This is a genomic window from Streptomyces sp. NPDC097595 (assembly GCF_044761525.1).
Taxonomy (GTDB): domain Bacteria; phylum Actinomycetota; class Actinomycetes; order Streptomycetales; family Streptomycetaceae; genus Streptomyces; species Streptomyces drozdowiczii_A.
In genome coordinates this window covers 43,819-62,847 of record NZ_JBIWCN010000002.1, presented here as the reverse complement: position 1 = coordinate 62,847, position 19,029 = coordinate 43,819, and the positions used below count along the sequence as shown (strand labels likewise).

General features: G+C 73.8%; 14 protein-coding genes. 9 read left to right on the top strand and 5 right to left on the bottom strand.

The window, feature by feature from the left end:
- Positions 1–9: 9 nt before the first annotated feature.
- The 9 genes from ACIQZN_RS02910 (at position 10) to ACIQZN_RS02870 (ending at position 11,126) form a co-directional block, all read left to right on the top strand.
- Positions 10–612: an RNA polymerase sigma factor gene (locus ACIQZN_RS02910; RefSeq protein WP_403987558.1), complete on the top strand. Its 603-nt coding sequence runs from the start codon at positions 10–12 to the stop codon at positions 610–612.
- Positions 609–1,520 (top strand): hypothetical protein, encoded by a 912-nt coding sequence (locus ACIQZN_RS02905; RefSeq protein WP_403987555.1) that lies wholly within the window; start codon positions 609–611, stop codon positions 1,518–1,520. The genes ACIQZN_RS02910 and ACIQZN_RS02905 overlap by 4 nt, the downstream gene beginning before the upstream one ends.
- A gap of 10 nt (positions 1,521–1,530) precedes the next feature.
- Entirely contained in the window at positions 1,531–2,313 is a 783-nt protein-coding gene (locus tag ACIQZN_RS02900) for an ABC transporter ATP-binding protein (protein ID WP_403987552.1), read from the top strand.
- Complete coding sequence (locus tag ACIQZN_RS02895; protein ID WP_403987549.1) at positions 2,310–3,605, top strand: hypothetical protein; 1,296 nt, start codon at positions 2,310–2,312, stop codon at positions 3,603–3,605. Before ACIQZN_RS02900 ends, ACIQZN_RS02895 begins: the two co-directional genes overlap by 4 nt.
- On the top strand, positions 3,602–4,204 hold the full coding sequence (locus ACIQZN_RS02890; protein WP_403987546.1) for a hypothetical protein: 603 nt from the start codon (positions 3,602–3,604) through the stop codon (positions 4,202–4,204). The genes ACIQZN_RS02895 and ACIQZN_RS02890 overlap by 4 nt, the downstream gene beginning before the upstream one ends.
- A gap of 95 nt (positions 4,205–4,299) precedes the next feature.
- Positions 4,300–4,992 carry a spermidine synthase gene (locus tag ACIQZN_RS02885; protein ID WP_403987543.1) on the top strand — a complete coding sequence of 231 codons (693 nt, stop codon included), beginning with the start codon at positions 4,300–4,302 and terminating at the stop codon, positions 4,990–4,992.
- 235 nt (positions 4,993–5,227) lie between these two features.
- On the top strand, positions 5,228–5,965 hold the full coding sequence (locus ACIQZN_RS02880) for a response regulator transcription factor (protein ID WP_018521091.1): 738 nt from the start codon (positions 5,228–5,230) through the stop codon (positions 5,963–5,965).
- A complete protein-coding gene (locus tag ACIQZN_RS02875) occupies positions 5,962–7,038 on the top strand; it encodes a HAMP domain-containing sensor histidine kinase (RefSeq protein WP_073963976.1) in 1,077 nt (358 codons plus the stop codon). The genes ACIQZN_RS02880 and ACIQZN_RS02875 overlap by 4 nt, the downstream gene beginning before the upstream one ends.
- A 257-nt stretch (positions 7,039–7,295) precedes the next feature.
- Complete coding sequence (locus ACIQZN_RS02870; RefSeq protein WP_403987540.1) at positions 7,296–11,126, top strand: multifunctional oxoglutarate decarboxylase/oxoglutarate dehydrogenase thiamine pyrophosphate-binding subunit/dihydrolipoyllysine-residue succinyltransferase subunit; 3,831 nt, start codon at positions 7,296–7,298, stop codon at positions 11,124–11,126.
- Positions 11,127–11,195: 69 nt separating this feature from the next.
- On the opposite strand, the gene fxsT is transcribed toward ACIQZN_RS02870, so the two are convergent.
- From fxsT to ACIQZN_RS02845, 5 genes are read right to left on the bottom strand one after another with little or no spacing between them, the layout of a single operon-like run.
- Entirely contained in the window at positions 11,196–14,462 is a 3,267-nt protein-coding gene (gene fxsT / locus ACIQZN_RS02865; protein ID WP_403987537.1) for an FxSxx-COOH system tetratricopeptide repeat protein, read from the bottom strand.
- Complete coding sequence (locus ACIQZN_RS02860; RefSeq protein ID WP_403987534.1) at positions 14,459–15,730, bottom strand: CHAT domain-containing protein; 1,272 nt, start codon at positions 15,728–15,730, stop codon at positions 14,459–14,461. Before ACIQZN_RS02860 ends, fxsT begins: the two co-directional genes overlap by 4 nt.
- Positions 15,723–17,648: a hypothetical protein gene (locus ACIQZN_RS02855; RefSeq protein WP_403987531.1), complete on the bottom strand. Its 1,926-nt coding sequence runs from the start codon at positions 17,646–17,648 to the stop codon at positions 15,723–15,725. The genes ACIQZN_RS02860 and ACIQZN_RS02855 overlap by 8 nt, the downstream gene beginning before the upstream one ends.
- 13 nt (positions 17,649–17,661) lie before the next feature.
- On the bottom strand, positions 17,662–18,609 hold the full coding sequence (locus ACIQZN_RS02850) for an AAA family ATPase (protein WP_403987528.1): 948 nt from the start codon (positions 18,607–18,609) through the stop codon (positions 17,662–17,664).
- Positions 18,606–19,001: a CU044_2847 family protein gene (locus tag ACIQZN_RS02845; protein ID WP_403987525.1), complete on the bottom strand. Its 396-nt coding sequence runs from the start codon at positions 18,999–19,001 to the stop codon at positions 18,606–18,608. Before ACIQZN_RS02845 ends, ACIQZN_RS02850 begins: the two co-directional genes overlap by 4 nt.
- Between the last annotated feature and the right edge of the window lie 28 nt (positions 19,002–19,029).

Below are 19,029 nucleotides of genomic sequence, written 5' to 3'. Positions count from 1 at the left end.
AGAGGGGGTGTGAGCGACTTGCGCCCTTCGGGGGACGACCGGAGCGACGAGGCGCTGCTGCGTGCCGTCGCCCAGGGGGACACGGCCGCACTGGCCGCGTTCTACGACCGGCACGCCGGCTGGCTCCTCGCCCGGCTGAGCCGCCGGTGCCCGGACCCGGAGACCGTGCGGGAGGTCGTGCAGGACACCTTCGTGACGGTCTGGCGCTCCGCCGCCGCGCACCGGGGCGCGGAGGCGGGCGGCTGGCTCTGGGTGATCGCCGCCCGGCGCCTGGTCGACGCCCAGCGGACCCGGGCGAGGACGGACCGCGCGACGGCGGCCGGGCAGGCGGGCGACGCCCACTGGGCCGCCCCCGCACCGTCCGCCGAGGACCGGGTCCTGGCCGGCCTGGAGTACGGGGACGTGGGCGCCGCACTCGACCGGATCTCGCCGGAGCTCCGCGAGGTCCTGCGGGCGACGGTGGTCGACGGCCTGACCACCAGGGAGGCCGCCCGGCTGCTCGGCATACCGGAGGGCACGGTCAAGACCCGGGCCATGCGCGCCCGCCGCGAGCTGCGCGCCGCCCTGGACCGGCTGGTCACGGAGAACGGCCCCCTGGGAGGCACGGCATGACGACGTGGCACGTGACGGACGATCTGGTCCTGCGGTACGCGGAGAGCACGGCCCCGGAGACGGACTCCTGGTCCCTGGAGAAGCACGTCGAATCCTGCACGGAGTGCGCGGAGCGGGTGTCGGCGGCGGTACGCGACCGGGCGGTCGCAGCGGCGGTGCTGGACACGGTCCGGGCGGCGGTGCTGGCGGAGGCGAGGGCGGAGCCGGCTCCGGTGGCGGGGGCGGGCACGTGGCGCCGGGTGCGCGGCGCGGGTGGGTGGCGCCGCGTGCGCGGATCCCGCCGCCTCGGGCGGGCGCTCTGGGCCGCCGGGCCCGCCCTGCGGGGTCCGTGGACCGGGGCGTTGCTGCTCGTGGTGTGCGCGGCCGTGGCGCTCGCGTACGGGGGTGGGCTCGGTGGTTCGGCGCGGGCGCTGCTGCTGCTCGTGGCGCCGGTGCTGCCGCTCGCCGGGGTCGGGGTCTCGTACGGGCGCTCCGCCGACCCCTTGCACGAGATCATCGCCGCGTCGCCCGGCGGCGGACTGCGGCTGCTGCTGACCAGGACGGCCGCGGTGCTCGGGGTGACCGTCCCGGTGCTCGCCCTGGCCTGGGCGGTGCTGCCCGCGTCGGCCGGCGGGCCGGGGCCCCTGGCCTGGCTGCTGCCCGGGCTCGCTCTGACCCTCGCGGCCCTGGGACTCGGCTCGTACGTCGGCTGCCGCACCGCGGCCCTCGTCGTCGCGGCGGGCTGGGCGGCCGCCGTCACCGTACCGGCGCTCGACACGTCCCCGTCCGCACTGCTCGACGGAACGCCGACGGCGCTCCGCTACTTCGCGGGGCTCCCCGCACAGGGCGCGTGGGCGGGGGCGGCCGTGCTCGGCGCGGCGCTGCTCGTCCTGCGCCGCCGATCCTTCGACCATCTGGAGACGTCATGAGCGTGATCGTGTGAACAGCACCGTCAAGGTGTCCGGGCTGACGGTCCGGCACCGCCGCAGGACCGCCCTGGACGGCGTCGATCTCGCCTTCGGACTCGGAGTGCACGGGCTCCTGGGCCCCAACGGAGCCGGCAAGACCTCGCTGATCCGCGTCCTGTCCACGGCCGCCGCGCCGGACGCCGGCCGGATCGAGCTGCTGGGTTCCGACGTGGGGTCGGCGTCCGACCACCGGGCCCGGGCGGAGGTCCGGCGCAGGCTGGGCTATCTGCCGCAGGAGTTCGGCTTCTACGCCGGTTTCACCGTCCGCGAGTTCGTCGCCTATGTGGCGTGGCTCAAGGAGATGGACGGCACCCGGGTGGCCGCCGCCGTGGAGCGCGCGGTGGACCGCGTGGGCCTCGCCGACCGCATCGACTCCCGGATGAAGACGCTGTCCGGCGGAATGCTCCGACGCGTCGGCATCGCCCAGGCCATCGTCAACGAGCCCGAGCTGCTCCTCCTGGACGAGCCGACCGCCGGTCTCGACCCGGAACAGCGCGTCGAGTTCCGCGCCCTGATGCGGGACCTCGGGGAGAACGCGACGGTCATCCTCTCCACGCATCTCGTCGAGGACGTGGTGGCGGCCTGCGAGGACGTGACGCTGATCGAGGCGGGCCGCGTCGCCTACCGGGGGACGACGGACGAGCTGGCGGCCCTCGGTGAGGACGAGGAGACGGACGCGCTCCACGGCAGCCCGATCGAGCGGGGCTACACGACGGCCCTGCGCTCCCACCGGGCGACGGCGGGCGCCCGATGACCGTCACCGAGGCCCCCGTACGGCGCAAGACCCCCGGCCCCGCGCTGCGGGCCGAGGCGCGGCGCGGCATCGGTCCGTGGACCGGGCTGTCCACGGCGCTCATGCTCGGCGTGACCATGGCCGCGAAGGCCGACGACTGGCAGGGCGACTGGATCGAGACCCAGAGCCTGCTGCACTCCGGAGCCACTCTCCTCGCCGGCCCGCTGGTGGCCGCGGCGGCCTGCTGGCAGGGCGCCCGCGACCACCGACGCGCCACCGATGAGCTGTGGCGCTCGACGCCGCGTGCCCGGTGGCAGCGGATGGCGGTCGCAGCGCTGGCGCTCGCGCTGTGGGCGGTCGTCGGGTACGCGGTCGCGCTGGCCGGGGCGTTGGCGGCCACCTGGCCGTACGCGGGCGGCGGGGGCCCGCTCCTCTCGCTCGCCGTGGTGGACGGCGCGTTCCTGGCGGCCGTGGCGCTGCTCGGGTTCTCCATCGGCGTGCTGTGCCGGTGGCGGCTGGCCGCGCCCGTGCTCGCCGCGTTGATGTACCTGGTGCTCGGGGTGCCCAGTTACTCGGAGTCCTCGGCGCGGTACCTCGACCCGGCCGTGCAGTACCCGCTTTGGGACCGGCTGCCGGTCTGGTGGTTCGCTCCCGCCATGGTGGCGTGGACCTGTGGGCTGGGGGCCGCCGCGCTCACCGCCGTGGCGGCGAGGCGCCGGATGTCCGCTCTCGTCCCGCTCGCCGTCGCCGCAGCCTTCGCACCGCTGATCGTGTCCACGGGCGACGACCTGTTCCAGGACGACCCGGCGGCGAGCCGCCTCGCGTGTACGGAGGGGAGCCCGCAGATCTGCCTGAGCGAGCGTCAGGAGCACCTGCTGCCCCAGGTCGCCGAGGCGCTGTCGGGACTGACCGGGCAGCTGGAGGGGGTGCGGGGCGCACCCGAGCGCTACGTCGATCGCCTTCCCGAGCAGCGCGCCGACGACACGTGGATTCCAACGCCGAACGCAGGCTGGTACCTCCTGCGTGGACGGTTGCAGCACACGGAGGACTACGCCTGGCAGGTGGGTTACCACTTGACGGACCGGGGATGCCACGGTTCGGACTCCATGGACGCCGGCGACGGTCGGGTTTGGACGACGGACCAGGCTGTCGCGAGCTGGCTCAACGGCCCCTCCGCGTCGTTCCCCGGTGACGAGAAGTCCCCCGAACTCCGCCGCCTCGAAGCCATGCCCGAAGCCGAGCGCCGCGCCTGGCTCGGCCGCTACATGGCCACGCGCACCAGCTGCGACCCCTCGGAGGTTCCGGCGCTGTGAGCCTCCCCCTCCTCTACCTCCGCTCCCGCGCCCTCCCCCGCACCGCCGCGGCCCTCGCCTGCACGGCCCTGCTCGCGGCCTGGGCGGCGTACTGGATCCAGGCGCAGCCGACCTTCGACCACAGCGCCCGCGTCCCCGTCCTGGTCCTGGCCCCGCTGCTCGTCTCGTCGGCCATCGGGACGAGCCTGTACGCCGCCGCCGACGAGCTCGACCGGACGGCGGTCCGGCGCTGGTGGCCCCGCCGGCTGGCGCACCTGCTCGCGCTCACCGTCCCGGCCGCCGCGGCCCTCGCGCTCGCCGTGCCCGGGCACCCGGAGGCGTTCGGCGCGCCCGGCATGGTGCGCAACGTGCTCGGTGCGACCGGGGTCACCGCCGCCGCGGCCGCCCTGATCGGCGCCCGGCTCAGCTGGCTCCCGGTCACCGTGTACATCGGCGCGGTCTATCTGGCCGCGCCGCGCACCCCGGGCGGCGCGGCCTCCGTGTGGGCCTGGCCGATGCAGCCGGGGCCGCAGGTGGGGGCGTGGGCCGTGGCGGCGGCGGCGTTCGCGGCGGGCGCGGCGCTGTACGCCGTACGCGGGGCGCGCCGCGAACGCGGCTGACCGAGGCAGTCCCCCGTACGAACTCGCTGGCACGCGCCCGCCCCGGCACGACAGGATGGCCGGAACAGCCGCCCCGGTCACAGGAGATCAGCGCCATGCCCCACACGTTCGGCCCCGACGCCGACGCACCCGTCATCCTGGACCGCCGCGAGGGACCGTACGGGGAGGTCGTCCTGCGCCGGCGCGGGGAGGACTTCGAGATCATCGCCAACGGGTGCTTCCTGATGGACACCTCGGACGGGCGCTCCGAGCGGCTGCTGATCGACGCCGCGCTCGCCGCGCTCCCGGCCGGCCGCACCGCGCCCGCCGTGCTCATCGGGGGGCTCGGCGTCGGGTTCTCGCTCGCCCGGGCCGCCGCCGAGCCCCGGTGGGGCCGGATCGCGGTCGCCGAGCGGGAGGAGGCGATCGTGGACTGGCACCGGCGGGGGCCGCTGGACCGGATCTCGGGGCCCGCGCTCGCCGACCCCCGTACGGCGATCCTGACGACCGACCTCGTCGCGTATCTGCGTACGACTACGGACCGTTACGACGCACTGTGTCTGGACATCGACAACGGGCCGGACTGGACGGTCACCGAGGACAACAACGACCTCTACTCCCCCGCCGGTCTCGCCGACTGCCGTGCGCGGCTCAACCCGGGCGGGGTGCTCGCCGTCTGGTCCGCACAACCGTCCGCCGCATTCGACCGGGCCCTACGGAATGCCGGGTTCCAGGGGGTAAGGGCGGAAGAAGTGGGCGTTGCCCGAGGTGTGCCGGACGTGGTCCATCTCGCAATCCGGGGTGAGTGAGATCCCCCCTGCGGGTATCGGAAGCCCCCGAACGCCCGTGGGCCCGGGGCCGGGAGCACGTCGCCCCGCCCCGTGCGAAGGTCCCTCTCGGCGGTCCGGCCTTGCACCCTGCGTAGCCGAAAAGGCTCCGCTGCCTCTACGCTGCTGACCGGTAGCGGGATCACCCACGAAATTCACGAGCGAAAACCGTACGTCCGGGGGAATGGCCTCCGTGAGAACGGGCAGGGGCGGGGCGATGGAACAGACACACACCACCCAGACCGGCGTCGCGGCAACCCCGGGCGCGCAGCGCCGGGTGCTGGTGGTCGAGGACGACGCCACGATCGTCGATGCCATTTCCGCCCGGCTGCGGGCGGAGGGCTTCCTGGTGCAGACCGCTCTCGACGGCCCGGCGGCCGTGGACGCGGCGGAGGCGTGGCAGCCGGACCTCATGGTCCTCGACATCATGCTTCCGGGCTTCGACGGCCTGGAGGTCTGCCGCCGGGTCCAGGCCCAGCGGCCGGTGCCGGTGCTGATGCTGACCGCGCGGGACGACGAGACGGACATGCTCGTCGGGCTCGGGGTCGGCGCCGACGACTACATGACCAAGCCGTTCTCCATGCGTGAGCTGGCCGCCCGGGTGCATGTGCTGCTGCGCCGGGTGGAGCGGGCCGCGCTGGCCGCGGTGACGCCGCGCAGCGGCATACTGCGCCTCGGCGAGCTGGAGATCGACCACGCGCAGCGCCGGGTGCGGGTCCGCGCCGACGACGTGCACCTGACCCCGACCGAGTTCGACCTGCTGGTCTGCCTGGCCAACACCCCGCGCGCGGTGCTCTCGCGTGAGCAGCTGCTGGCCGAGGTGTGGGACTGGGCGGACGCCTCGGGCACCCGGACGGTCGACAGTCACATCAAGGCGCTGCGCCGGAAGATCGGCGCGGAGCGCATCCGTACCGTGCACGGCGTCGGCTACGCGCTGGAGACCCCCGCGCCATGACCTCGCCCGGACCGGGGCTGCGGCCGTTCTCGATCAAGGCCAAGCTGGGCACCCTGGTGGTGGTCTCGGTGTTCATCACCACCGGGCTGATCATGGTGGCCTTCCGTACGCGGACCGAGCTGCGGTTCATCACCGTGTTCTCGGTCATCGCGACCCTGCTGATCACCCAGTTCGTGGCGCACGGCCTGACCGCGCCGCTGGACGAGATGCGCGCGGTGGCCCGGTCGATCTCGCACGGCGACTACACGCGGCGGGTCAACGGCGCGGACCGGCGCGACGAGCTCGGCGACCTGGCGCAGACCATCAATCTGATGGCCGACGACCTGGCGGCCGTGGACCGGCACCGCAAGGAGCTGGTGGCGAATGTCTCGCATGAGCTGCGCACGCCCATCGCGGCGCTGAGAGCCGTCCTGGAGAACGTCGTGGACGGGGTGTCCTCGGCGGACCCGGAGACGATGCGCACCGCGCTGAAGCAGACGGAGCGTCTGGGCCGCCTGGTGGAGACGCTGCTCGACCTGTCCCGGCTGGACAACGGCGTCGTCCCGCTGAAGGCCAACCGCTTCGAGGTGTGGCCCTATCTGTCCGGGGTGCTGAAGGAGGCGAACCTCGCCGCCGCGCACCGCCGGCTCTCCTCCGGCTCCGGCAACCACTCCCGTACGGACGTCCATCTGCACCTGGACGTGTCACCGCCGGAGCTGACCGCGCACGCGGACGCGGAGCGGCTGCACCAGGTGGTGGCCAATCTCATCGACAACGCCGTCAAGCACAGCCCGCCGCACGGCCGGGTCACGGTGCTGGCCCGGCGCGGCCCCCAGCCGGAGTCCCTGCACCTGGAGGTCGTGGACGAGGGTCCGGGCATTCCGGAGTCCGAGCGCCACCGGGTCTTCGAGCGCTTCAACCGGGGCGAGGTGGCCTCGCCGCACGGCCCGGGCAGCGACGGCGGTACGGGCCTGGGGCTGGCGATCGCCCGCTGGGCGGTGGATCTCCACGGCGGCCGGATCGGAGTGGCCGAATCTGCTCGGGGCTGCCGGATCCGCGTCACTCTTCCGGGGATTCCGCAACCGCGAGGTTGACATAGGGTTCGAACCGGAAGGCCGCGTTCTACGTGTTCCGGTAACGGGATACGGTCGAGGAGGCCGCTGCGGCGGCCTCGCGTACCCGGAGCGAAGCGGAACCATGCTTGTTTCCCGCCATTTCCAGTGCCGAAACCCGGCTTCCGATGTGACTTGCACGACGAAGACCTCCCCGGCCTGCAAGGAACGGCCACGGAGGCGTAGCCTTGATTCCCGCTGTCCATCACCTTGCGAAGCGGAAGAGGGCGGTCACCGCCGTGTCGTCTCAGTCCCCCAGTAACTCGAGCATCTCGACCGACCAGGCCGGCCCGGGCACCAACCCGGCCGCGGCATTCGGCGCCAATGAGTGGCTCGTCGACGAGATCTACCAGCAGTACCTCCAGGACCCCAATTCGGTCGATCGTGCCTGGTGGGACTTCTTCGCCGACTACAAGCCGGGCAAGACCGGCACGGCGGACAAGACCGGAGCCGCAGCCGCGGGGGCTGCAGCGCCCGCGGCCCCGGCCGCCCCCACCACCGCACCGGCGGCCCCGGCCGCTCCGGCCGAGCCCGCCGCCCAGGCCCCGGCGGCACCCGCCGCCCCGGCCCAGGCCGCTCCGGCTGCACCCGCCGCGCCCGCCGCGCCCGCCGCGCCCAAGGCTCCGGCGAAGGCCGCCCCGGCTCCGGCCGCCAAGGCCCCCGCCGCGAAGGCCAAGGCCGCCGCGGACACCGAGGCGCCGGCCGGACCGGAGTACGTGACGCTGCGCGGCCCGTCCGCCGCGGTCGCGAAGAACATGAACGCCTCGCTGGAGCTGCCCACGGCCACGTCCGTGCGCGCCGTCCCGGTGAAGCTGCTCTTCGACAACCGCATCGTCATCAACAACCACCTCAAGCGCGCCCGGGGCGGGAAGATCTCCTTCACGCACCTCATCGGGTACGCGATGGTGCAGGCGCTCAAGGCCATGCCGGCCATGAACTACTCCTTCGCGGAGAAGGACGGCAAGCCGACCCTGGTCAAGCCGGAGCACGTCAACCTCGGCCTCGCCATCGACCTGGTGAAGCCGAACGGCGACCGCCAGCTGGTCGTCGCGGCCATCAAGAAGGCCGAGACGCTCAACTTCTTCGAGTTCTGGCAGGCCTACGAGGACATCGTCCGGCGCGCCCGCAACGGCAAGCTCGGGATGGACGACTTCACCGGCGTCACCGCCTCGCTGACCAACCCCGGCGGCATCGGCACCGTCCACTCGGTGCCCCGCCTGATGCCCGGACAGGGCCTCATCATGGGCGTCGGCGCGATGGACTACCCGGCCGAGTTCCAGGGCACCTCGCAGGACACCCTGAACAAGCTGGGCATCTCCAAGGTCATGACCCTGACCTCCACGTACGACCACCGGGTCATCCAGGGCGCCGCCTCCGGCGAGTTCCTGCGCGTCCTCTCCCAGCTGCTGCTCGGCGAGAACGAGTTCTACGACGAGATCTTCAAGGCGCTGCGCATCCCCTACGAGCCGGTCCGCTGGCTCAAGGACATCGACGCCTCGCACGACGACGACGTCACCAAGGCCGCGCGGGTCTTCGAGCTGATCCACTCCTACCGGGTCCGGGGCCACGTCATGGCCGACACCGACCCGCTGGAGTACCACCAGCGCAAGCACCCCGACCTGGACATCACCGAGCACGGCCTCACCCTGTGGGACCTGGAGCGGGACTTCGCGGTCGGCGGGTTCGCCGGCAAGTCGATGATGAAGCTCCGCGACATCCTCGGCGTCCTGCGTGAGTCGTACTGCCGCACCACCGGCATCGAGTTCATGCACATCCAGGACCCGAAGCAGCGCAAGTGGCTCCAGGACCGGGTGGAGCGTCCGCGCCCCAAGCCGGAGCGCGAGGAGCAGCTGCGCATCCTGCGCCGCCTCAACGCCGCCGAGGCGTTCGAGACGTTCCTGCAGACCAAGTACGTCGGCCAGAAGCGGTTCTCGCTGGAGGGCGGCGAGTCCGTCATCCCGCTGCTCGACGCGGTCATCGACTCCGCCGCCGAGGCCCGCCTCGACGAGGTCGTCATCGGCATGGCCCACCGCGGCCGCCTGAACGTCCTGGCGAACATCGTGGGCAAGTCGTACGCCCAGATCTTCCGCGAGTTCGAGGGCAACCTCGACCCGCGCTCGATGCACGGCTCCGGCGACGTGAAGTACCACCTGGGCGCCGAGGGCACCTTCACCGGTCTGGACGGCGAGCAGATCAAGGTCTCGCTGGCAGCCAACCCCTCGCACCTGGAGGCGGTCGACCCGGTCCTGGAGGGCATCGCCCGCGCCAAGCAGGACATCATCAACAAGGGCGGCACGGACTTCACCGTCCTGCCCATCGCGCTCCACGGCGACGCGGCCTTCGCGGGCCAGGGCGTCGTCGCCGAGACGCTCAACATGTCGCAGCTGCGCGGCTACCGCACCGGCGGCACCGTGCACGTGGTGATCAACAACCAGGTCGGCTTCACCGCCGCCCCGGAGTCCTCGCGCTCCTCGATGTACGCCACCGACGTGGCGCGCATGATCGAGGCGCCGATCATCCACGTCAACGGCGACGACCCCGAGGCCGTCGTCCGGGTCGCCCGGCTCGCGTTCGAGTTCCGCCAGGCGTTCAACAAGGACGTCGTGATCGACCTCATCTGCTACCGCCGCCGCGGTCACAACGAGGGCGACAACCCGGAGTTCACCAACCCGCAGATGTACACCCTGATCGACAAGAAGCGCTCGGTGCGCAAGCTCTACACCGAGTCCCTCATCGGTCGCGGCGACATCACCCTGGAAGAGGCGGAGCAGGCGCTCCAGGACTTCCAGGGCCAGCTGGAGAAGGTGTTCGCCGAGGTCCGCGAGGCCACCTCGCAGCCCGCGCAGCCGCACGTCTCCGACCCGCAGGCCCACTTCCCGGTCGCCGTGAACACCGCGGTCTCCGCCGAGGTCGTCAAGCGGATCGCCGAGTCGCAGGTCAACATCCCCGAGTCGATCACCGTGCACCCGCGGCTCATGCCGCAGATGCAGCGCCGTGCCGCCTCGGTGGAGAACGGCACGATCGACTGGGGCATGGGCGAGACCCTGGCCATCGGTTCGCTGCTGATGGAGGGCACCCCGGTCCGGCTCGCCGGCCAGGACAGCCGCCGCGGCACCTTCGGCCAGCGCCACGCGGTGCTGGTGGACCAAGTCACGGGCGAGGACTACACCCCGCTCCTCTACCTGACGGACGACCAGGCCCGTTACAACGTCTACGACTCGCTCCTCAGCGAGTACGCGGCGATGGGCTTCGAGTACGGGTACTCGCTGGCCCGTCCGGAGTCGCTGGTCATCTGGGAGGCCCAGTTCGGTGACTTCGTCAACGGCGCGCAGACCGTCGTGGACGAGTTCATCTCCTCGGCCGAGCAGAAGTGGGGCCAGACCTCCGGCGTCACGCTGCTCCTGCCGCACGGTTACGAGGGCCAGGGCCCGGACCACTCGTCCGCCCGCCCGGAGCGCTTCCTCCAGATGTGCGCGCAGGACAACATGACGGTCGCGATGCCGACCCTGCCGTCGAACTACTTCCACCTCCTGCGGTGGCAGGTGCACAACCCGCACCACAAGCCGCTGATCGTCTTCACCCCGAAGTCGATGCTCCGCCTCAAGGCGGCGGCGTCGAAGGCGGAGGAGTTCACGACCGGCGGCTTCCGCCCGGTCATCGGCGACGACACGGTCGAGCCGAGCGCCGTCCGCAAGGTCGTCTTCTGCGCCGGCAAGGTCTACTACGACCTGGAGGCCGAGCGCGAGAAGCGGGGCGTCACGGACACCGCGATCATCCGTCTGGAGCGCCTGTACCCGCTGCCGGGTGCCGAGATCCAGGCCGAGATCGCCAAGTACCCGAACGCCGCGAAGTACCTGTGGGCCCAGGAGGAGCCGGCCAACCAGGGTGCCTGGCCGTTCATCGCCCTGAACCTGATCGACCACCTGGACCTGGCCGTCGGCGCGGACGTCCCGCACGGCGAGCGCCTGCGCCGCATCTCGCGCCCGCACGGCTCGTCCCCGGCGGTCGGCTCGGCCAAGCGCCACCAGGCGGAGCAGACCCAGCTGGTCAACGAGGTCTTCGAGGCCTGACCGACAGCCTTACGCCCGAGGGGCCCGTCCCGCGCACACGCGCGAGGCGGGCCCCTCGGCCGTGACGGCTCAGGTGACGAGCGGTTCGAAGGGCCAGAACCGGGGAGGCGTGTCTGTCGGACCGGCGGTGACCACCTCACGGCAGGCCATGGCCAGCGGGTGGAGGGGCCCCAGCACCGCGTCGGCCCGGGCGCTGTTCGTACGCCCCGGCAGCCGCCGGTCGGCGGGCCGCACCAGCGCCGCGTTCAGCGCCCAGCCGATCGCCCAGGGGTGGTCGTCGCCGACGGCCCGCGCCATCCGGACGACGGCCCGCTCGATGCCCTCGGCCCCCCGGTCCCGGTCGCCGGCCGTCCACCGCATCAGCCCCAGGTTCCCCCGCGTCCCGATGGTGTACGGGTGTTCGTCGCCCAGCATGCTGCGGTAGCCGGCCACCACCTGCTCGTGGAGGTCCAGGGCCTCGCGGGGGTCGCCCGCCTCGCGTCGCACGGAGGCGGTGCCGGTGCTGATCAGGAGGGTGAGCGGGGTGTACTCGCCCAGGGTGCGCAGGGCGTCCCGCCGGATGCGGTCCAGGTCCGCGAGCACGGCCGGGGCGCCCCTGGTCGCGTACTGGCAGAGCGCCAGGTGGTACCGGCCGCGCAGGGTCTGCGGGGCGTTGCCCCCGAGCACCCGGAGATGGTGGTCGACCGTTTCCCGCAGCGCGTGTTCCGCCTCCCGGTACCGGCCGAGGAGCCGCAGGTCCATGGCGAGGTTGATCTCCGAGTACAGCGCCGCCGGCGCGTCCGGCGACAGCACCGCCCGCCGGAGTTCCAGGCAGCGCTCGTCCAGGGCGAGGGCGTCCCCGTACCGCCCGAGGAGCCGCAGGGAGACGGCGAGGTTGTTCTCCGCGTTGAGGGTGCGCGGGTCCTCCGGGCCGAGGATCCGGCGGTCGCGCTCCAGGATCGACGCGGACAGCTCCGCCGCCTCCTGGTACCGGCCGAGCCCGCGCAGATCGGCGGCGAGTCCGCCGGCGGCCCGCAGGTGGTCCAGGTCCAGTTCGCCGCGCTCGGCCGCCAGGAAGTCCGCGGTGGCGCGCTCGACCCGCTCGCTGTTGCGGTAGTCGCCGAGGGCCCGCAGCAGATTGGCGTAGTGGTGGCGCAGGGCCCAGGTCCGGGGGTCGGCGGGGCCGAGCGCGCTCTCCCAGGAGCCCGTCGCCGCCTCGGCGAACCGGATGCCGCTGCCGTACTCGCCGGAGAGATACATGTAGCGCAGGCAGTTGAGGACCAGCCGGCGCACCTGTGGGTCCGTGCTCTCCAGGACCTCCGCCCATTCGAGGTGGGTGGTGAGTGCGGCGTACGCGGGCCAGTGGCGCGGGTCCGAGGGGTCGTCCGGGTCGGCGGCGGCGAGCGCCCGGGAGGCCCCCTCGGCGAGCGCCCACCGCTCGCGCTCCGGGATGTCCTTGCGGATGATCTGGTGGACCATGCGGTGCAGGTGGACCGACTCGTCGGTCCCCCGGGACTCCACGCGGATCACGGAGAACGCGCGCAGGTGGCGGATCGCGCTGTTCCACAGCGCCGGATCGCGCACCAGCCGGGCGAGCCCCTCGGGCAGCGCCTCCGGCGGTACGGCCCTGAGCAGCTGTACGGGGACGGCGCCGGGTGCGAAGAAGCAGCAGAGGTGCAGCAGTTCCACAGCTTCCGGGGCGGTCTCGCGGAGCCGGTTCAGCAGGATCGACCAGGCGGTCCGGAAGGCGAGCGGGAAGTCGGCCGAGACCCTGACGACGTCCTGGCCGGCGCCTTCGTCGAGCAGTCGGATGTACTCGTCGACCGGCATGGCGGCCTCGCTCAACCAGCCCGCCGCCTGGTCGAGCAGGAGCGGAAGACCGTCCAGGGCCCCGGCCAGCCGGGCGGCCTCCTCCTTGGTGAGACGCGGGGCTCGTCGGCGTACGAAGGCGACCGACTCCTGTGTCGTGTACGGGGGGACGTCGAGGGCGGTGCAGCCGTGCTCGGTCCACTCGGGGTTGCGGGAGGTGATCAGGACATGGCCGGGTCCGGTGGGCACGAGGTCCTGGATCTGCTCGGGCTCGTCCGCGCCGTCCAGGACGAGCAGCCAGCGCGCGTACGGCTCGCCGCGACGCAGCGCGTCCCGTACGGCGCGCAGGCGTTCGCCGTACTCGGCACCGGTGGAGAGCCCCAGCTCCGGGGCGAGGCCGGCGAGTTGCTGCCGGAAGGAGGCGCGCCGTTCGGCCGGCACCCACCACACTACGTCGTATTCGGCGCCGAAGAGGTGTGCGTACTCCGCCGCGAGCTGTGTCTTGCCGATCCCGGACATGCCGTGCAGGACGACCCGGCCGTGCCGTGCCCCGGCGGCGTGGAGCATGTCGTACACGGCCATCAGCGACGCGTCGCGGCCGGTGAAGCGGGTGTTGCGACGGGGGACGCCGCTCCATACAGCGGGCGGCTCCAACGGGAAGCGGGGCCCCGTCGACTCCGTGGACCCGTGGGGAAGGGGGCCCGTGGGCAGTCCCAGCCGCCGGAGCAGTCGTGACTCGGCCGTGTCCGCGCCGACCCGGGTGAGGTCCGCCGCGCCCAGGGCCGAGGCGGCGCCGGGCGGCGCGGATTCCGTGAGGGTCACCGCGGCGAACCGGTCCGGGGCATGGGCGACGACGTCGCGGAGGGCCTGGTTCCAGTCGTCGTGGCTGCGGGTGCCCCACTGGAAGTAGGGGTCGCTGAGCAGCAGCAGGACGCGGCCCGGGGCGCGGGCGAGGTCCCCGAGGGCCTCCTCCAACGGCGTTTCCGGCGCCGGGTCCCAGTCCCGGTGGACCACCCGCACCCCGCGCCGCTCAAGACGGTCCCCGATCCATGCCGCCCAGGCCCGGTCGTATCCGGCGGAGCTGATGGTGACGCTCGCGTCGGGGCGCGGGGCGGGCGGGCCCGGGCGGGGCGCGGTCACGCCCCGTACCACCGCGCCGGGCCGGGCCGACTCCGTGATGGCGCAGGGCAGTTCGGCCTTGCGGACCGAGGCGCCCCACTGGTTGAAGATGGTCAGCCGCAGCACCCCGGGACCGGCCGAGGGTCCCGCGGTGACGAGGAACGTCGCAGGTCCGTACGTACCGCCGAAGCGGTGCAGGACGAGACCGGGGTCCTCGATCGCCTCGCAGACGAAGTGCGGCGCGCCTTCCAGGGCGACGCTGAACGTCAGCTCCTCCTCCTCGTACGGCCAGGCGTCGCCGTCCGTGTCCCCGTGGGCGTCGAGCGGGCCGCGCAGGTCGACGCTGACGCACTGGACGAGGCCCGGTTCCACCTCGGGGAGCCAGCCCACGACGGGCTCGATCAGCAGTGGGCGTTCGTCGGGGGTCACGGCCGCCCACCCGCCTCGGTCGGTACGGGGGCGCCGCGGTGGCGGGCGGTGAGGCGCAGGGTGCTGAGCGGATGCCCGTAGTACTGGAACATCAGGCTGTACAGCAGGCGCAGCACGTTCTGCTGCCGGTCCCTGTCGAAGGTGCCGTCGTCCGTGACCATCATCGGGACCCCGCCGCCCGCGAGGAAGGTGTCGTAGACCTCCGCGCGGAAGGCCCGGAGCGCACCGGCGACGGGCCGGCCGGAGTCCTCGGCCACGGTGTCGACGATGCGGCGGATCATCACCCGGGCCTCGGGGTCGCCGACCGCGCCCGCCGAGACGATGCAACCGCCCGCGCCGTTGCGCAGGAAGATCTGGGTGAACCCGCGCAGATACTGCCTGCCGTCGCCGCCGTAGTCGAGGAAGCGCCCGGAGTGGCAGGCGTTGAGACAGACCAGGGAGTCGTCGCGGCCCAGGAGCCGCATGTCGAGGTCGTGGTAGTCGGCCCAGGTGCCGCCGCCCAGGGTGAGCTTGCTGAGTTCCTGGTCGAAGGTGCCGTGGCAGCCCATGTACACCAGGCCGGTGCGCTGCTCGGCGAGGTCGTCCAGGTTGTTCAGGAAGCTCTCGATGCCGAAGTGCGGGCGGTGTTCGTACGGGTCGAAGAACTCCTGGTCGCGGGTCATGTCGGCGTGGAAGAAGCTGAGGACCCGGCCGTCGGGGGCGACCGCCCGGTCCGGGAAGTCGTCCAGCCAGCGCGCCACGTCCACGAGCGCGCCGAGCGGCCCGCCGCGCAGCCCGGCGCCCGGTTCCGGGGGCAGGTCCAGTGCCTCCCAGGGCAGTTCGAAGCCGGTCTGGTCCAGGACGACGATCTGGAGGGCGTCGCCGTGGACCCGCCGGCACCGGTTGATCCAGTCCGTCAGCCGGTGCTGGTACGTCGACCAGCGCCGGATGGACCGGAAGAGCTCGGAAGGCGGGATGCCGCCCCGGCGCGCGTGGCCGAATCCGATGTCCCCGGGCCGGAGCTGGTCGGGTCCCGTGGTGTACGGGAGGCGGTCCACGCCCGCGCACCACGCCTCGATCCCGAACGCGTCGGGGGCGCCGGCCCCGGTGTGGTGGCGCGCGACCCGGATGCGGGCGTACGCCGTGTCCGGCGGGCGGGCGGCGTCCACGGGCGCGGCGCCCAGGCCGCGTGGCTCCGGGGGGCCGGGTACCGGCGGGCGCTGGCCGGGCAGCGCCTGGGCGGCGGAGGCGACCATGCTCCGGATCTGCCGGAGCCGGCCGTCAGCCATGGCGCGCCCCCCGGTCCGGGGTGCCGGGGGCGGCCTCCTCGCCGGCCCCTGCGACGACCCCGCCGCCCAGGGCCTCGGCCAGGGCGGCCGGGAGGCGGGTGTACGGGGGCCGGCCGGGGTCCACGACGACGCTGCGGAGGCGGCTGCGGCCCAGGGCGCGGATGTGCGCCGCCACGGCCACGGCGTCGTCCACGCCGGTACGGCGCACCGGGCCGTGGACCGGCCGGCCGCTGCGGCTCACGGCGAGCGGAACGTTGCCCCGGCCGTCGGTGGCGACGACCAGGAGCGCTTCGACCAGTCCGGCGCTGTGGTGCCGGAACGCCCGGCGCAGCGCCTGCCCGGCCAGGTCGAGCCCGTGGGCGAGCGGGGTGGCCCGTCCGGGGTGCCGGGCCAGCGCGGCGGCGATGCGCGGGTCCCGGGTGGAGCGGGCGGTGAACGCGCGCGCCCGGAGCTCGTCCGGCTCGCCGCCGGCGCCGACCTCGACCACATGGACGGAGGCCCGGGTGACGTACGCCCAGCGCAGGAACGGTTCGAGGGCCGGGTACCAGTCCCAGCCGCCCCGGCAGGTGTGGTCGAGGACGACGGTCAGCATCCGTACGGGTTCCGGGGCCCGGACATAGCCGCGCAGGTCCGCCGGGGCGATCACCAGCGGGCCCCCCGTACCGCCGCGGACGGCCCGGTACTTCGCGGCCTCCATCGCGGTGCGGACCGGGGCCAGATCCCACAGGTCGCGGGCGCGCCGCACCCCGATGACCGGCCCCCGGGAGGCGCGCGCCCCCGTATCGCGCCGGGCCGGCACCCGCAGCGTGGCCTCGCCGCGCCCCGGGCCGGCCGCGTCCTCCGGGTAGGGGAGGTCGGCGGCCGGTGGCGGTTCCCCGGGGGCCGCCGCCGGGCCGAGCGGCTGCGCGGATTCCGGTCCGTGCACGGGGACACCCGCTTCGGCCTCCTGCTCCGCGCCGCGCGGCAACTCCGGTCGCGGCAGCGGGCGGCCCGCACCCGGCGGCTCGGGCAGCTCCCGGTCCAGGGCGTGCTCCGGCCGCGCTTCCGGACGGTGCGGGGTGCGGAGCCGGATGAGCCGGGCGGCGCGGTCGACGTGGGCGGGGGTGACGGGGAGGGGGGTGGCGGGCAGGCCGTCCTGCGGGGTGCCGTGCGGGGTTTCCGCCGCGTCCGCCGGGCCGTCCAGCCGGGCCAGGGCGCGGGCGATGCGGGCCAGGGCGAGCGCGCGCCGGTTGCCGCCGCCGCCCTCCTGCTCGTCCAGGAGGTCCAGCACGGCGGAGGCGGCCTCGTCGGTGAGCGTGACGCGGGGCCGGGGGGTGTCCGGGGCGAGGGCCGTCGCCCAGTCGGCGGGGAGCGGGCCGAGCGGGTCGGGGCCGGGGTGCGGGCGCAGGGCCGGGGCGGCGAGGCGCAGGGCGAAGCGGTCCAGGAGGTGCGGGGAGAGGAGCGCGGCGTCCTCGGACCGGCAGCACGCCAGCCACCGGGCGCGGGGCCGCCAGTGGTGCCGGATGCCGGAGTGCTCCAGGGTCGCGGTGTCCGAGCCGAGCAGCTGGACGGCGGCGCGCAGGCCGGGGACGCTGAGCCGGGCGAGGTCGGGGACGACGACGAGCCGGGGGCCGCCGTCCGGCTCGGCCAGCGGCCCGGGGCCGAAGGTGAACCCGATGCCTTCCGTGCCCCGGCGCACTCGGGGGCGTATCCACAGGTCCTCGTCCACCGTGGCGGAGTCCAGCACGGTCCGGGGCGCGGGGCGGCCGGGCGAGCGGCCGAGCAGGTGGGCGAACGTCCGGGAGACGGCGGGCAGGTGCTCGGGCGGGAGGTCGAAGAGCAGGACGCCGGCGAGCGAGGGTTCCAGCGCGGCGGAGACGAGCACGGTGAGCAGGCGCCGGAGGTCCCGGTCGTCCCCCTGGTCCCCTGTCGGTCGCACCGGTGTCCCCATGTCAGCCGAAGAGCTCGTCCAGCCTGGATTCCTCTTCAGGCCCCCAGACCGGCTCGGGTCCGTGCACCGAATCGGGCCTGCGGTGGCGCAGGGCGAGCGGCACCACCCGGCGTACGTGGGCACGCTCCACGGCCCGGGCGCCGTCCCGTGCGGCGAGCGCGCGGGCCGCCTTGGCCACCAGCAGGTCGCCCCGCTGGCCGACGGCGCCGGTGCGGGCGGCGGCCTCGGCGCAGAGCCTGCTGATGTCCGGATCCAGCCGGACCGCCGCCAGCCGTTTCCGGGCGTCGAGCAGGCCGTCCCGCAGGCGCTTGTTGTCCTCCTCGGCCTCCCGCAACCAGGCGGAGTCCGCGACGAGGCGTTCCTCCTCGAAGGCGAGCACGGTGGTGATCATCCGGTGCCGCTCCTCGATGTCCAGGTCGGCTGCCGTCACCATCAGCCCGAACCGGTCCAGCAGTTGGGCCCGCAGGCTACCCTCCTCGGGGTTCATCGTGCCGACGAGCCCGAACGAGACATGGGCCTCGGTGTCGATGCCCTCGCGCTGCACGGACAGGACCCCGGTGGAGACGACGTCGAGGATGATGTTGACGATGTGGTCGTCCAGGAGGTTGACCTCGTCCACGTACAGCAGGCCCTTGTGGTGCGCCTCCTCCAGGAGGCCGGGCTGCCGTCGCGCCTCCCCGTGCATCAGGGCGTCCAGCTCCCAGCCGCCGAGCACCCGGTCGTCGGTCGCGTTGATCGGCAGGGTGACGGGCAGGCGGCCACCGGTCATCAGCGCGAAGGCCCGCACCACGGTGGACTTGGCGGTGCCGCGCCGGCCGGCGATGAGGACGCCGCCGATGGCCGGCGCGATGAAGTTCAGCTCCAGGGCCAGCTTCAGCTCGTCCTGCCCGACGATGCGGCTGTACGGGAGGATCGGCGCCGGTAACGCCTCGGCCGCCGCCTCGCTCACGAGGGCGCCACCGCCGTGGACACCCGCTCCTCGCGTCCGGGCTGCCAGCGGAAGGTGACCTGGATCTGTGCCTCCGCCCCTGCCTTGACCACGGCGGCCATCCCCGCCTCGAAGGTGATGCCGACCTGGAGCTCGACCTCGTCGGGCCGCAGCCCGTCCCCGAGGTCGCCCAGCCTGCGCATCGCCTGGGAGGCGCAGCGCCGGGCGAGGTCGAGGCCGTCCCCGTAGAGATCCTGCGCCGCGCCGAGCGCCCGGCGGCCGGCGTTGTCCCGGGTCTCCTCGCTCCCGTAGAGGGAGTCCGCGTCGGTGACGGACAGCCCGGTGGCGGCGAACGCCTCCGCGTCCACGACCACCGGGATGGGGGCGTCCTCGCCCGGTGCGGGTGATCCCACTACTACCGCCATTGATGCCCCCAGTCGC